This window comes from Bradyrhizobium sp. 147 (assembly GCF_023073935.1).
GTDB lineage: Bacteria > Pseudomonadota > Alphaproteobacteria > Rhizobiales > Xanthobacteraceae > Bradyrhizobium.
Genome location: NZ_JADPKL010000070.1, coordinates 68,964 through 82,679 on the forward strand (window position 1 = coordinate 68,964; position 13,716 = coordinate 82,679).

Here is a 13,716-nt window from a genome sequence, read left to right on the forward strand (position 1 = left end):
TGCGCGCGCCGCAAATGAGGTAGCCTATGGCCAGCAACATCAATCCCGATCCGTTCACGACGAGACCGGAAATCGAAGGCACCTTCGGGGTCGTCGCCACCACGCACTGGATCGCGACCGCCGTCGGCATGGCCATTCTGGAGAAGGGCGGCAACGCCTTTGACGCCGGTGTCGCCACCGCCTTCACGCTCCAGGTGGTCGAGCCGCATCTCAACGGCCCCGGCGGCGATGTGCCTATCATCGTCCATGACGTGAAGCGCGGGCGCACCGAGGTGATCTGCGGCCAGGGCCCGGCGCCGGCGCGCGCCACCATCGCGCACTACAGGAGCGAGGGACTCGACATGGTGCCCGGCACCGGCCTGCTCGCCGCTTGCGTTCCCGGCACCTTCGAATCCTGGATGATGGTGCTGCGCGACTATGGCACGATGCGTGTGCGCGACGTGCTCGAGCCCGCGATCTCCTATGCGCGTGACGGCTATCCGCTGGTCGAGCGCGCCTGCGCCACGATCCACACCGTCGAGCAGTTGTTCCGCAAGCATTGGCCGACCTCGGCTGCCGTCTACCTGCCGAACGGTCAAGTGCCAAAGCCCGGAACGCTGTTCACCAACAAGACACTGGCTGCGACCTACTCCCGCATTCTCAGCGAAGCCGAAAGCGGCGGCGGCGGCCGCGACGCCGAGATCGAGCGCGCGCGCAAGGCTTGGTCGCAAGGCTTTGTCGCAGAAGCAATCGACAAATTCTGCCGGACGCAAGAGGTGATGGACGTCAGCGGCTCGCCGCATCGCGGCGTCCTCTCAGCGGACGACATGGCGCGGTGGCAGCCGACGATCGAGGCGCCGCTTACCTACGATTATGGTCGCTACACCGTCTGCAAGGCCGGCGTCTGGAGCCAGGGGCCGGTGACGCTTCAGCAGCTCGCTCTGTTGAAAGGCTTTGCGCTCGATGGGCTCGATCCGACCGGGCCGGAGTTCATCCACGTCCAGATCGAATGCGCCAAGCTGGCATTCGCCGATCGCGAAAAATTCTACGGCGACCCCAAATTCACCGAGATCCCGATCACGACGCTACTGTCGGATGCTTATAATGACGAGCGCCGCAAGCTCGTCACCGACAAGGCCTCGCTCGACTTCGCGCCCGGTATGGTCGAGGGTTTTGGTGGCGTGGTCAGGCTTCGCCGTGCCGAGGGCCAGCGCGAGGCGGTGGGCGCGCTCGGCGCCGGCGAGCCGACCGTGGGCCGCTTCGGCGAAGTGCGCGGCGACACCGTGCATTTCGACATCATCGACAAAGCCGGCAACATGGTGTCCTCGACGCCATCGGGCGGCTGGCTGCAATCCTCGCCGATCATTCCCGAGCTCGGCTTCTGCCTCGGCAGCCGTGCGCAGATGTTCTGGCTGGAGGAGGACCATCCCGCCGCGCTTGCGCCGGGCAAGCGGCCGCGCACCACGCTGTCGCCGACCATGGCGCTGCGCGACGGCGAGCCCTATCTCGCCTGGGGCTCGCCGGGCGGCGATCAGCAGGACCAGTGGATCACGCAATTCTTCCTGCGCCACGTCCATTGCAACCTCAACCTCCAGGAGGCGATCGACGCGCCGGCTTGGCACTCCGAGCATTTTCCGATCTCGTTCTGGCCGCGCACTGCGCGCCCGGGCGTGCTCGTGGTCGAGAACCGCGTGCCGAGGGCGACGATCGAGAACCTTCGCGAGCGTGGGCATATCGTCGAGGTCGGTCCCGACTGGTCCGAAGGCCGTCTTACCGCGGCCTCGCGCGTCGGCCCCCGTCGACGCGCTGCCGCCAATCCGCGCGGGATGCAGGGCTATGCCGCGGGACGCTGAAGGCAGCACATGACCTGGTCGATCATCGCGCGAGATACTGCCACCGGCGAGTTCGGTATTGCCGTCGCGACCCGCTTCTTCGCGGTCGGCGCGCGTGTTCCGTACATTGCCGCCGGCCTCGGCGCCATCGCGACGCAGGCCTTCGTCAATCCCTATTACGGCATCGACGGTGTCAAGCTGCTGCGTGAAGGCCTCAATGCACACGACCTGCTCGCCGCCCTGCTCGCGACCGATGACGGCCGCGAAAGCCGGCAGATCCACATCATGGACGCTAGCGGCGACATCGCCGCGCACACCGGGTGCGATTGCGTCGAGTGGTGCGGGCACATCGCAGGCAGCGGCTTCTCGATCGCCGGCAATATGCTGACGGGGGCCGACGTGCTTGACGAGACGGCCAAGACCTACATTGCCAACGACAGCCTGCCCTTTCCGCGCCGCCTGCTCGCGGCCATGCGTGCGGGCGAAGCCGCCGGCGGCGACAAGCGCGGCAAGCAGTCGGCCGCGCTGTTGATCCACGGCGAGGAGGAATGGCCGGCGCTGGACATTCGGGCCGACGATCATCCCGATCCGCTCGGCGAGCTCGAACGGCTCGAGCGTGTCAGCCACGAGCTCTGGGTGCACTTCCGCGCCTCCATGCCGACGCGGCGGAACCCGGCCGGCAACACCGATCGCAGCGTGATCGACGCCAGCATCGCCGCAGCCCGCGCAAGACAGTCATGAGCGCCACCCCCCTCATCGAGATCGAGGATTTGCGCATCCGCTTCCACGGCGACGATGGCCGTATCACCCAGGCGGTCGACAGTGTCGATCTCAGCGTCGCCAATGGCGCCACGCTCGGCCTCGTCGGCGAATCCGGCTGCGGCAAGAGCGTGACTTCGTTGGCGATCATGGGCCTGCTGCCGAAGAGAAGCGCGGAGATATCCGGAGCGATCCGCTTCGAGGGGCTCGACCTCTTGAAGACGCCGGACCAGACGCTACGCGACCTGCGCGGCAACCGTCTGGCGATGATCTTTCAGGAGCCGATGACCTCACTTAACCCGAGCCTGACCATCGGCGAGCAGATCGTCGAGACGATCCTGCGCCATCGTGGCGGTTCGCGGCGCAATGCGCGGGAGCGGGCGATCGAGCTCCTGCGCCGCGTCCACATCCCCTCACCGGAGCGACGCATCGACGAATTCCCGCACAAGCTCTCCGGCGGCATGCGCCAGCGCGTGATGATCGCAATGGCGCTCGCCTGCGATCCGCGCCTGCTGATCGCGGACGAGCCGACCACGGCGCTCGACGTCACCTTGCAGGCGCAGATTCTGGAGCTGATGCGCGAGTTGAAGGCCGCGAGCGGCGCCGCCATCATCCTGATCACGCATGATCTCGGCGTCGTTGCCGAAGTCTGCGACGAGGTCGCGGTGATGTATGCCGGAGAGATCGTCGAACGCGCGCCTGTGGACGAATTGTTTTCGGCGCCGCAGCATCCCTACACCGTCGGCCTGCTCGGCTCGATCCCGCGGCTCGATCATCGCGCCGAGCAGCTCGCCACGATCGAAGGCATGGTGCCGAACACGGCACGGCTGCCCGCCGGTTGCCGCTTCGCCGCGCGCTGCCCGTTCGTGCTGGACGCCTGCACCAGGGCGCCGCCGCCACTGCTGCAAGTCAGCCCCGGCCACCTCTCGCGCTGTATCCGCGCGCCACTCGAACGTTTGGTGTCGTGATGGCACTGCTCGAGGTCCAAGGCCTGGTCAAGCATTTCGTCGCGGAACGCTCGCTGTTCGGCCGCGCGCGGGCGCATGTCAAGGCCGTCGACGGCGTCAGCTTCTCGCTCGAGGCCGGCAAGACGCTGGCCCTGGTCGGCGAATCCGGCTGCGGCAAATCCTCCGTCAGCCGCCTGGTGCTGCGGCTGATCGAGCCGGATGCGGGTACGGTACGCTTTGATGGCCGCGATCTTCTCTCCCTCGACGCCAATGCGCTCCGCGCCTTCCGCCGTGAAGCCCAGATCATCTTCCAGGACCCTTACGCCTCGCTCAATCCGCGCATGACCGTCGGCCAGATCCTGACCGAGCCGCTGGCGCTGCACGATCTGGTGCCGCCGACGCAGCGGCGCGGGCGGGTCGCCGAACTGCTGCGGCTGGTCGGGCTGGAGCCGCGGCTGGAGCGCCGTTATCCGCATGAATTCTCCGGGGGTCAGCGCCAGCGCATTGCCATCGCCCGTGCGCTCGCAGTCGAGCCGAAGCTGATCGTCTGCGACGAGCCGGTCTCGGCGCTGGATGTCTCGATCCGCTCGCAGATCCTCAACCTGCTGCGCGAGCTCCAGGACCGGCTCGGCCTCGCCTACATTTTCGTGTCGCATGATCTGGCCGTGGTCAAGCACATCGCCGACCACGTGGCCGTGATGAATCTCGGCCAGATCGTCGAGACCGCGGAGGCGGACGCGCTGTTCGCAGCGCCCCGCCATCCCTATACCCGGGCGCTGTTGTCCGCGATCCCCCTGCCACAGCCGAAAGCGAAGCGAACGACGGTGCTATTGACGGGCGAGATCCCGAGCGCACTCAATCCGCCGGCGGGCTGCCGCTTCCATACCCGCTGCCCCTTCGTTGTCGAGCGCTGTCGCATTGAGGCGCCGGAGCTCGTGGCAGACAGCGCGGGCCACGCCGCCGCCTGTCACCGTACGGCAGAGCTGCCGTCCGCCGACGCTATCCTGCCGGCAGCCGGCGGGTTTTCGCCAGCACTTGCGAAATTGGTCGCGGCCTTCAGCCGAAAGACGGAAGGCGCAGCGGTCTCCGGGGTTGGTATACAAGGCACCGCGCCCACAACGACGTAGCCGAAGCAATGGGGACTGTCCGATGAACATGTTTCGCCTGGCCGCAACGGCCACCGCCTTCCTGCTGTCGGTCGTAACAGCGCAAGCCCAGACCACGCTGCGCATCGGCCTCGCCGAGGACCCCGACATCCTCGATCCGACCATGGCGCGCACCTATGTCGGCCGCATCGTGTTCTCCGCATTCTGCGACAAGCTGTTCGACATCGACGAGAAGCTCAACATCGTGCCGCAGCTCGCGCTGTCGAGCGAAACGGCCGACGACGGCAAGGCGCTCGTCATCAAGCTCCGCCCCGGTGTGAAATTCCACGACGGCGAGCCGTTCGATGCCGAGGCCGCCAAGTTCTCATTGGAACGACACCTCACCTTCCCCGGCTCCTTCCGCAAGCCGGAGCTGGCCTCGGTCGATCACGTCGAGGTCGTCGATCCCCTCACGATCAAGCTGGTGCTGAAGTCGCCGTTCTCGCCATTGCTCGCGCAGCTCACCGATCGGGCCGGCATGATGATGTCGCCGAAGGCGGCGAAGGAAGCCGGCGACAAGTTCGGCCTGCGTCCGGTCTGCGCGGGCCCCTATAAATTCGTCGAGCGCGTGCAGCAGGACCGCATCGTATTCGAGAGGTTCGCGGACTACTGGAACAAGGACAACGTCTTCATCGATCGTATCGTGTTCCAGCCGATCGTCGATGCCACGGTGCGGCTCGCGAACCTGAAATCCGGTGGACTGGACCTGATCGAGCGCGTGCTCGCCACCGACCTCAAGGAGGTCCGCGCGGATTCGCGGCTGAAGGTCGCGACCGCCATCGAGCTCGGCTATCAGGGCATCACGCTCAACATCGGCAAGGACAAGGCCAAGGGGCCACTCAGCCAATCCGCCAAGGTGCGACAGGCGCTCGACCTTGCCATCGACCGCGAGGCGATCAACCAGGTCGTGTTCAACGGCGAGTTTCAGGTTGGCAATCAATGGGTCAATCCCGATCATCCCTATTATCAGAAATCCCTGCCGGTCCGTCCCCGCAACGTCGAGAAGGCCAAGGCGCTGCTGAAGGAAGCCGGCGTGACACCGCCGGTCAGCGTCGATTTCCTGGTATCGAAGGGCGCGGAGACCGAAACGCCGGCGCAGGTGATCCAGTCCATGGCGGCCGAAGCCGGGTTCGACATGAAGCTCCGCGTCACCGAATTTGCAACCGGGCTGAAGCAGGCCGAGGCCGGCGATTACCAGGCCTTCATGCTGGCCTGGAGCGGGCGCGTCGATCCCGACGGCAACACCTTCGTCTTCCTGCACAGCGGCGCGCCGCAGAATTACGGCGCTTGGAACAATGCGCAGGCCGACAAGGCGCTGGAGGATGCGCGATCGGTGACCGATCCCACCAAGCGCAAAGCCAGCTACGAAGTCCTGGCGAGGCTGGTCCAGGACGAGGAGCCCCTCCTGTACCTCTACCACCGCCGCATCATCATCGCGCATACGACGAAGCTCGAAGGCTACCGGCAGATGCCCGACGGGCTCGTGCGCGTTATCGGCCTCAAGCTGAAGTGACAATGAAAGGATGCTGAAGTTCCTCGCCCGCCGCCTTGTGCAGATCGTGCCGACACTGTTCTTCGTCTCGGTGCTGATCTTCTCGCTCCAGCAATTGCTGCCGGGCGATCCTGCGCTGGTGATGGCGGGCGAAGAGCGCGATCCTGCCGTGATCGAACAGATCCGCCATCAGTACCGGCTCGATCAGCCCGTCCCTGTGCAGTACGCCTATTGGATCAAGGGCGTACTCGCCGGCGATTTCGGCGAATCGCTGCGCAACAAGATGCCGGTGCGCGAGCTGATCGCGCAGAAGCTGCCGGTGACCTTACAGCTCGGCTCGATGGCGATCCTGATCGCATTCCTGATCGGCATCCCCGCCGGCATCGTCGCGGCCGTGAAGAAGGGCACCGCCTGGGACTACGGCGCCAATTTCTTTGCGCTATGGGGAATCTCCACGCCGAACTTCTGGCTCGGCATCATGCTGATCTTCCTGTTCTCGATCGAGCTCGGCTGGTTGCCGGCCTCGGGCTATGTGCCGCTCACCGAAAATTGGCGCGCGAGCCTGGCTGCCACCATCATGCCCGCCTTCGTGCTCGGCAATGCAATTGCCGCGATCCTGATGCGGCACACCCGCAGCGCTATGCTCCAGGTGCTGGAGAGCGACTATGTCCGCACTGCGCGCGCCAAGGGATTGTTGGAACGCTCGGTCATCCTCAAGCACGCGATGCGTAACGCACTGACACCTATCATCACGCTCGGTGCGCTCGAGCTCGGTACCCTGCTCTCAGGCGCCGTGCTGACCGAACAGATCTTCTCCATCCCCGGCTTCGGCAAGCTGATCGTGGATGCGGTATTCAACCGCGATTATGCGGTCGTGCAGGGCGTGGTGCTGGTGACAGCCACCGTCTACATCACTCTGAATCTCATTGCGGACGTCGCCTATATCCTCGTCAATCCGCGGCTGCGGGGCTAGTGCCATGAGCGACACGACGCTGGCCAGTCCCGCTACGCAAGCTCACGAGCTGGACAGCCCGGCACGCCGCGCGCGGCGGCGCCTGTTCAAGCGCAAGGCCGCTGTGTTTGGCCTCATCGTGATCATCGCGTTCATCCTTCTTGCGGTGCTTGCGCCGGTCGTCGTTCCCTTCGACCCCATCGCGACGAGCTGGAGCCTGGTGCGCAAGCCGCCGACCGCCGCGCACTGGTTCGGCACCGACGAGCTCGGCCGCGACATCCTGAGCCGCGTCGTCTACGGCGCGCGCGCCTCGCTGCTCGCGGGCCTGATCTCGGTTGCGATCGCGCTCGGCATCGGCGTGCCGTTGGGCCTCCTCGCCGGCTATCGCGGCGGCTTCACCGACGCACTGATCAGCCGGATCACGGACGCAATGCTCGCCTGCCCGTTCCTGATCCTGGCAATTGCGCTCGCGGCATTCCTCGGCCCGAGCCTCGGCAACGCCATGATCGCCATCGGCATCTCGGCCACTCCGATCTTTATCCGCCTGACCCGCGGTCAGGTGCTGAGCGTCAAGGCGGAGGATTATGTGGAGGCCGCGCGCGCACTCGGCAATCCGCCATGGCGGATCGCATTCTCGCACATCCTGCCGAACATCCTTCCGGCGCTGCTGGTTCAGGCGACGCTGTCGATCGCCGCCGCCATCATCGCCGAAGCGGCATTGTCGTTCCTCGGCCTAGGCCAGCAACCGCCGGCACCGTCCTGGGGCAGCATGCTCAATGCCGCACAGCGCTTCCTGACCCAGGCGCCCTGGATGGCGATCTGGCCGGGGCTCGCGATCTTTCTCGTGGTGTTGTCGCTGAACCTGCTTGGCGACGGCCTGCGCGACGCGCTCGACCCGCGCCAGCGCTGAGATTGGATCAACGCTGCCGCCCTCCACCTCTCCCCGTTGGGGAGAGGTAAAGATCACCTGCCGATAGACCTCAAATCACGACCTCCCGCATCACGCGGCGGCAGTCCATCTCATATTCGAGATCGACCACGGGCGGCCGGGCAAAATGCCAGGTGAGGCCGGAGCGCAGCGCGCCGCGGCGCACCAACTCGTCGACCAGCGCGTGATGGAAGTCGTGCACCGAATAGGCCTGCACGCCGGTGGTGTCCTTCCAGCCGAAGCCGAAGGCCGCCATCCGGTTCTCCATCTGCGCGGTCGTTGTGAAGCGTACTTTCTCCCGCAGCCCTTCCGGGCTGAGGTCGCGGTAACGCACCGTGCGCTCGACATAGGTGCCGCTGCCCTCGCGAGCCTCGGCTCCGCCGGCGATCACGAAGCTCGGCGATTTCGACGGGGTCGGGCGCGTGAAGGAGAACGCGTAGAACGACGGCTCCGACGGCGGATCGATCTCGGGACAGACATTGCTGCGTGCCACGGGATTGGTGGTGCCGTCGAAGATCCCCCATTCCGACAGCGTCTTCACATAGTGCAGGTTGAACGCGCGAAAACCTTCCTCGCTGAAGGCCGCCGGCGAGCGCAATTCGCAGGCACAGAACGCCGTGAGCGGCCGCCCTGCCTCCCGGATGAACTTTGCCGTCAGCGCAAATCCTTCCGCAAGCGGCACCAGGCGGTCGAACCGGACGCGCTCGATCTCGTAGCCCTCATCTGCGGCGGCACCCGCCGAATACTGGAACACGGACGGAATGAAACGATAATTGCCGGCCGAGAACTCACGAATCATGGCGGACTCCTATTCCAGTTGCATGCGAATGCCCTTGGCGCCGTTGAGCAGGCGCCTCAGGTGAAAGCCGGCCAGGGGATCGTCGGCGTGCATGCCGACCAGCGCTGCGAATGCGGGCATGGCGGCGACGTCGCCGGCCTCCATCTTGGCAAAAGCATCGGAATATAGCGCGGTTTCCGGCGCTTCGAATTTGGCCTCCGACAGCGGTTCGAACGCGCGCAGCGGCTCGCTGCGTCCGCGCAGCATCAGCTCGCCTATTGGGCGGCCTTGAAAGTTATCGGCCGACGTGGCGACGCTGATGCTGACACACATGCGCGTTCCCAGATGCTTGTTGGCAGCCTCCAGCCGCGCCGCAATATTGATGGTGTCGCCGTAGGCGGTGTAGTCGAAGAAGCGATTGCCGCCGAAATTGCCAACCAGCGCCGGGCCTGCATGCACGCCGATCCGGGTGGTCCCGAAATTCACGCCTCTGCCCCTCCAACGCGCCGAGAACGCCTCCGCCCAGGCGTCGAGATCATGTGCGCAGGTGACTGCACGCGCCGCATAATCCGGCTGGTCCCCCGGCGCGTTGAAGAGCACCTGGATCGCATCGCCGATGATTTTCGTGACCGTCCCCTCATGCGCGAAGACGATTTCGGTCATGCCGCCGACATATTCATTGAGGAGCTCGCCGAGCATCTGGGGCGGTGCGCTCTCCACCAGCGAGGTGAAGCCGGTGATATCTGTGAAGATGGTCGCGACGTCGCGCCACTGCACCTCCATGCCGTCGCCGGCGACATCCGCCGCCAGGCGCCTTGCGATCTCCGGCGAGAAGAAGCGCGACAGCGAGGCATGGGCGCGCTCGGCTTCCATCTGGCGCCGCCGCACCTCGCGCAGCATCTCGACGTGGCGAATGGTTTTATCGATCGTGGCTTCCAGATCGGCGAAATCGATCGGCTTGGTCAGGAAGTCGAATGCGCCGCGGTTCATGGCGGTACGGATGTTGCTCATGTCACCATAGGCGGAGACGATGATGGTCGACTTCTTGTCCTCGGCCTCCTGAAGCTTCGCGAGCAGCGACAGCCCGTCCATCCGCGGCATGTTGATGTCGGAGACCACCATGTCGACATGCGGATTCTGCTCGAGCGATTGCAGCGCCTCGAGACCGTCGCGCGCGAACATGATGTCGACGAGCCCGTCCCGGATCTGCCTGCGGAATTTTTGCAGAATCAGCACCTCGAGATCCGGTTCATCATCGACGAAGAGGATGGTCGCAGTCATGCGGCTTGCTCGAGCCTCGTGTCGATCTCCTGCCGCAACAGCGCAAAGTCGATCGGCTTGGTGAGGAGCCCGACGGCGCCCCGCTCGATCGCCTTGCGGCGCGTTTCGGCATCGCCATAGGCCGTGATCATGATGACGGGAACATCCGGATGCGCGGCACGCACCTTCGGCAGCATGTCGAGCCCGCTCATGCCGGGCATGTTGATGTCCGAGAGAATCAAAATCAGCGAGGGATCGCGAACTTCGGCCGCGCGCCTCAGCGCATCTGGCGCAGAGGACGCAAATTCCATCTGGAAGCGTCCCGCGCGCAGCTCCCGCCGGAACTGCTGCCGGAACAGCGCCTCGACGTCGGGCTCGTCATCGACGACCAGGATATAAACGTTCAAGTCCCGTCTCCAGTAGTTCCGCTTGCCGCCATCATGCGCGGCAGCGTGATGATGAATTCGGTGAATACACCGGGCTCGGTGTTCACGTCGATCGTGCCGCCGTGCTGTTTCACGACGATGTCATGACTCATGGAAAGGCCGAGCCCGGTGCCCTCGCCAGCCGGCTTGGTGGTGAAGAAGGGATTGAACATCTTCTCCTTCACCTCGGGCGGGATCCCGGTGCCGTTATCGCGGATCCGGATCTCGACTCTCTCGCCGAGGTTCTTCGTTGCCGCGCGCAAGATCGGCTCGAAGGCGTCAGCGGCGCTCTCCTTGCGCTTAGCGGTTGCGTAGAAGCCGTTGGAGATCAGGTTGAGAAAGACGCGCGTGATCTCCTGCGGATAGATATCGACCATACCGGCGGCGGGATCGAGTTCGCGCTGGAGCGTGACGTTGAAGGCCGGTCTTTCGGCGCGCGCGCCGTGGTAGGCCAAATTGAGGCTCTCCTCCACGACTGCATTGATATCGACGGCGCGATGCTCGCCGGAGCCCTCGCGCGAATGCAGCAGCATGTTCCTGACGATGGAATCGGCGCGTTTGCCGTGCTGCACCACTTTCTCGAGATTGCTCCTGAGCATGCCGGTCAGCTCGTCGACCTCCTCCTTCGTCTTGCCGTCGAGCGCGGCCGACTGCAGGGCCTCCTTGAGCTCGTCGATCAGCTCGGTCGAAACCGCGGAGAAGTTGTTGATGAAGTTGAGCGGATTCTTGATCTCGTGGGCGATGCCCGCCGTGAGCTGGCCGAGGGACGCGAGCTTCTCGGTCTGGATCAGGCGATCCTGGGCGGCGCGCAAGTCGTCGAGCGACTGCGACAACTCTCTGGTTCGTTCCTGGACCTCCTCGAACAATCGGACATTCTCGATCGCGATAAGGGCCTGGTCTGCAAAGGTCGTGGCGAGTTCGATCTGCTTCGCGCTAAACGGCCGCACATCGTGTCGCGTCAAAACGAACACGCCGATCGGTGTCCCCTCTCGAAGCAAGGGCACACCCAGCATCGTACGTACGTGGGCGCGCCTTCGGGCGGACGAGGGCGCGTATTCCGGGTCGGCCTGCACATCCGGGACATGGACCGTCTTGCCATCGAGCAGGGTGCGGCCGACCACACTTCCCCGTTCAGGTACAGACGCGAAAGTCCGGAGCTTGTTTTCCTGCTCGGCGTCGAGCCCGCAGCTTGCCGCCAAATAGAAAACGCCATCGTTGGGCCGGAAAATCGTTCCCTCCTCCGCGTCACACAGGCGAGCTGCCGAGCCAACAAGCGTGTTCAGCACGACTTGCAGGTCGAACGCCGAACGGCTGATGACTTTCAGCACGTCGGCGGTCGCAGTCTGCTGCTGCAGGGATTCGCTCAATTCCGCGGTGCGTCGTTCGACCTTGTTTTCGAGGTCGGCGTAGGATTCCTGCAAGCGTGCGCCCATCTCGTTGAACTGGTCGGCGAGACCTTCGAGCTCGTCGCCGGTTTTGGTCGAGATGCGCTGGGAGAAATCGCCGGCGCCGATCCGCTCGGCGCCGCTGCGCAGCGCTTGGATCGGACCGACCATGCGGCGCGCGAGAAAGATCCCTGCAAGCACCGCGAAAATCGAAGCCGCCGACAGCACGATCGCAAGGCGCTGCAACGAGGCGTAGAGCGAAGCGTAGGCCTCCTCGACAGGCAATTCCACGAACATTGTCCAGCCGAGCGGCGCGATCGGGGCGGAGGCCGTCAGAACCTTCTGCCCCTGGATGTTCGTCGCCTCCTGCAATGCGTCCGGCATGACGCCGCCCCCGGCCTGCGCAGCGCGCACCTGCGCGAGACCAGACATGTCGGTGTTGCGCAGCACGAAACTGATGTCGGGATGCGCGATCAGGCGCCCTTCCGGTCCGACGACGTAGGCAACTCCGCGCTCACCGACCTTGATCTGGGACACAACGTCCCAGATCAGCTTGAGATTGACCTCGGCGATGCTGACGCCGGCATCCTTGCGCGCACCAGCCAGCGCCAGCGTCATGTAGGGCTCGGACTCCCTGCGGAAATAGATGGGTCCGTAATAAACCTTGTGTGCGACTGCCTCGGTAAACTTTGCGTCGCTCGACAGGTCGATGCCGCTGTCGATCGCATCCATCGCCAGCCGCGAGACCCGCAACCGCTCCTTGCCAGTCGAATCCACCTGGGCAAGCTCGGTGATCCCAGGCACCTGACGCAGCAGCCGCAGCGCGTCGAACCGGTGCTGCTCGATCGAGCCCCCAGACCAGGGCAGTTGCGTGGTCCAGCCGAGCTGGCCCTCGATCTCCTTGACGAACTGGCCGATCTTGGCCGCGGCCGCCTCGGCCTGCTCATGCTGGACCCGGATCAGCGAGGCCTTGTGCTCGCGATAATAGAAGAAGACCTCGAACAGGCCGTTGGCGAGCAGCGCGACGGTGACCACGGCCACGAACAGCGCGACGTATTTGGTGAACAACCGGCTCCTGATCCCCTGCCCCGTCGCCGCGCCGGCAGTGACGCCAGCCGCTGCCGCGCTCGGCAGCGTCCTGGCTTGCAGGGTGTCGGGATGGACGGAAAGGCTCATCCCTCGGAAACTACCAAGAAGAGCGGACCTTGTCTCTCGCAAGCACCCGGGAGCGGCCGCCTGATGGCCGGTGCGGCGCCTCGCCGTTGCACAAAAAAAACACAATAAAAGGGCGGCAACGGAAACCGCTGCCGCCCTCTGGTTCGCGCGCCTACAGCCTCAGGTCGGCCGCAAGGCCTTGTTGGAGCCCAGGTCGAGCTCGTTGACCTGCTTGTTCCGCTCCGAATCGGCGGCCGCGCGATGGTCGGTCGCCAACACCACGTAAACCGCCGGCAGCACGAACAGCGTGAACAGCGTGCCGATCGACATGCCGGCCACGACGACCAGACCGATCGAGAAGCGGCTGGCCGCGCCGGCGCCGGTGGCGGTCAGGAGCGGGATCAGACCCGTCACCATCGCGGCCGTGGTCATCAGGATCGGGCGCAGCCGAATGCGCGCCGACATCTCGATGGCCGAGCGGCGGTCGAGCCGCTCGCTGACCTGGAGCTCGTTGGCGAACTCCACCATCAGGATGCCATGCTTGGTGATCAGGCCGACCAGGGTGAGCAGACCGACCTGGGTGTAGATGTTCATCGTCGCCACGCCGAAGAACAGCGGGATCAGCGCGCCGACAATCGCCATCGGCACCGAGATCATGATCACCAGCGGGTCGCGCAAG

General features: G+C 65.0%; 12 protein-coding genes. 7 read left to right on the forward strand and 5 right to left on the reverse strand.

All coding sequences use genetic code 11. From position 1 onward, the window contains the following. Positions 1-26 precede the first annotated feature (26 nt). Genes IVA87_RS15770 through IVA87_RS15800 form a run of 7 tightly spaced genes read left to right on the forward strand, consistent with a single transcriptional unit; the run spans position 27 to position 8,016 of the window. Positions 27-1,832, forward strand: coding sequence for a gamma-glutamyltransferase family protein (locus IVA87_RS15770; RefSeq protein WP_247334129.1), 1,806 nt, complete (start codon positions 27-29; stop codon positions 1,830-1,832). Positions 1,833-1,841: 9 nt separating this feature from the next. Beyond that, positions 1,842-2,552 (forward strand): DUF1028 domain-containing protein, encoded by a 711-nt coding sequence (locus IVA87_RS15775; protein WP_247301201.1) that lies wholly within the window; start codon positions 1,842-1,844, stop codon positions 2,550-2,552. Continuing rightward, the gene (locus tag IVA87_RS15780) at positions 2,549-3,538 is read left to right on the forward strand and encodes an ABC transporter ATP-binding protein (protein WP_247301202.1); all 990 of its coding nucleotides are present in this window, start codon (positions 2,549-2,551) and stop codon (positions 3,536-3,538) included. Before IVA87_RS15775 ends, IVA87_RS15780 begins: the two co-directional genes overlap by 4 nt. Next, positions 3,538-4,644, forward strand: a complete 1,107-nt coding sequence (locus IVA87_RS15785) for a dipeptide ABC transporter ATP-binding protein (protein WP_247301203.1) — start codon at positions 3,538-3,540, stop codon at positions 4,642-4,644. Before IVA87_RS15780 ends, IVA87_RS15785 begins: the two co-directional genes overlap by 1 nt. Before the next feature lie 22 nt (positions 4,645-4,666). Continuing rightward, positions 4,667-6,175: an ABC transporter substrate-binding protein gene (locus IVA87_RS15790; protein WP_247334130.1), complete on the forward strand. Its 1,509-nt coding sequence runs from the start codon at positions 4,667-4,669 to the stop codon at positions 6,173-6,175. Positions 6,176-6,185: 10 nt separating this feature from the next. Next, positions 6,186-7,127, forward strand: a complete 942-nt coding sequence (locus IVA87_RS15795; protein ID WP_247301205.1) for an ABC transporter permease — start codon at positions 6,186-6,188, stop codon at positions 7,125-7,127. A gap of 4 nt (positions 7,128-7,131) precedes the next feature. Then, positions 7,132-8,016 (forward strand): ABC transporter permease, encoded by an 885-nt coding sequence (locus tag IVA87_RS15800; protein WP_247301206.1) that lies wholly within the window; start codon positions 7,132-7,134, stop codon positions 8,014-8,016. 70 nt (positions 8,017-8,086) lie between these two features. Here the strand turns inward: IVA87_RS15800 and IVA87_RS15805 are convergent, their stop codons facing one another. The 5 genes from IVA87_RS15805 to IVA87_RS15825 all read right to left on the reverse strand — a co-directional run. Continuing rightward, a complete protein-coding gene (locus IVA87_RS15805) occupies positions 8,087-8,833 on the reverse strand; it encodes a hypothetical protein (RefSeq protein WP_247334131.1) in 747 nt (248 codons plus the stop codon). 9 nt (positions 8,834-8,842) lie between these two features. Then, positions 8,843-10,093, reverse strand: a complete 1,251-nt coding sequence (locus tag IVA87_RS15810) for an adenylate/guanylate cyclase domain-containing protein (RefSeq protein ID WP_247301208.1) — start codon at positions 10,091-10,093, stop codon at positions 8,843-8,845. After that, entirely contained in the window at positions 10,090-10,479 is a 390-nt protein-coding gene (locus IVA87_RS15815; protein WP_247279850.1) for a response regulator, read from the reverse strand. Before IVA87_RS15815 ends, IVA87_RS15810 begins: the two co-directional genes overlap by 4 nt. Then, positions 10,476-13,058 (reverse strand): ATP-binding protein, encoded by a 2,583-nt coding sequence (locus IVA87_RS15820; RefSeq protein ID WP_247334132.1) that lies wholly within the window; start codon positions 13,056-13,058, stop codon positions 10,476-10,478. The genes IVA87_RS15815 and IVA87_RS15820 overlap by 4 nt, the downstream gene beginning before the upstream one ends. Positions 13,059-13,217: 159 nt before the next feature. Then, positions 13,218-13,716: efflux RND transporter permease subunit (locus tag IVA87_RS15825; RefSeq protein WP_247334133.1), on the reverse strand; the 499-nt coding region annotated here is incomplete at its 5' end.

What these genes read in the sequence shown, in the direction of transcription:
- IVA87_RS15780 (WP_247301202.1), top strand. Translation starts at nt 2,549, where the DNA reads ATGAGCGCCACCCCCCTCATCGAGATCGAGGATTTGCGCATCCGCTTC.
- IVA87_RS15775 (WP_247301201.1), top strand. Translation starts at nt 1,842, where the DNA reads ATGACCTGGTCGATCATCGCGCGAGATACTGCCACCGGCGAGTTCGGT.
- IVA87_RS15770 (WP_247334129.1), top strand. Translation starts at nt 27, where the DNA reads ATGGCCAGCAACATCAATCCCGATCCGTTCACGACGAGACCGGAAATC.
- IVA87_RS15790 (WP_247334130.1), top strand. Translation starts at nt 4,667, where the DNA reads ATGAACATGTTTCGCCTGGCCGCAACGGCCACCGCCTTCCTGCTGTCG.
- IVA87_RS15805 (WP_247334131.1), bottom strand. Translation starts at nt 8,833, where the DNA reads ATGATTCGTGAGTTCTCGGCCGGCAATTATCGTTTCATTCCGTCCGTG.
- IVA87_RS15820 (WP_247334132.1), bottom strand. Translation starts at nt 13,058, where the DNA reads ATGAGCCTTTCCGTCCATCCCGACACCCTGCAAGCCAGGACGCTGCCG.
- IVA87_RS15800 (WP_247301206.1), top strand. Translation starts at nt 7,132, where the DNA reads ATGAGCGACACGACGCTGGCCAGTCCCGCTACGCAAGCTCACGAGCTG.
- IVA87_RS15795 (WP_247301205.1), top strand. Translation starts at nt 6,186, where the DNA reads ATGCTGAAGTTCCTCGCCCGCCGCCTTGTGCAGATCGTGCCGACACTG.
- IVA87_RS15810 (WP_247301208.1), bottom strand. Translation starts at nt 10,093, where the DNA reads ATGACTGCGACCATCCTCTTCGTCGATGATGAACCGGATCTCGAGGTG.
- IVA87_RS15785 (WP_247301203.1), top strand. Translation starts at nt 3,538, where the DNA reads ATGGCACTGCTCGAGGTCCAAGGCCTGGTCAAGCATTTCGTCGCGGAA.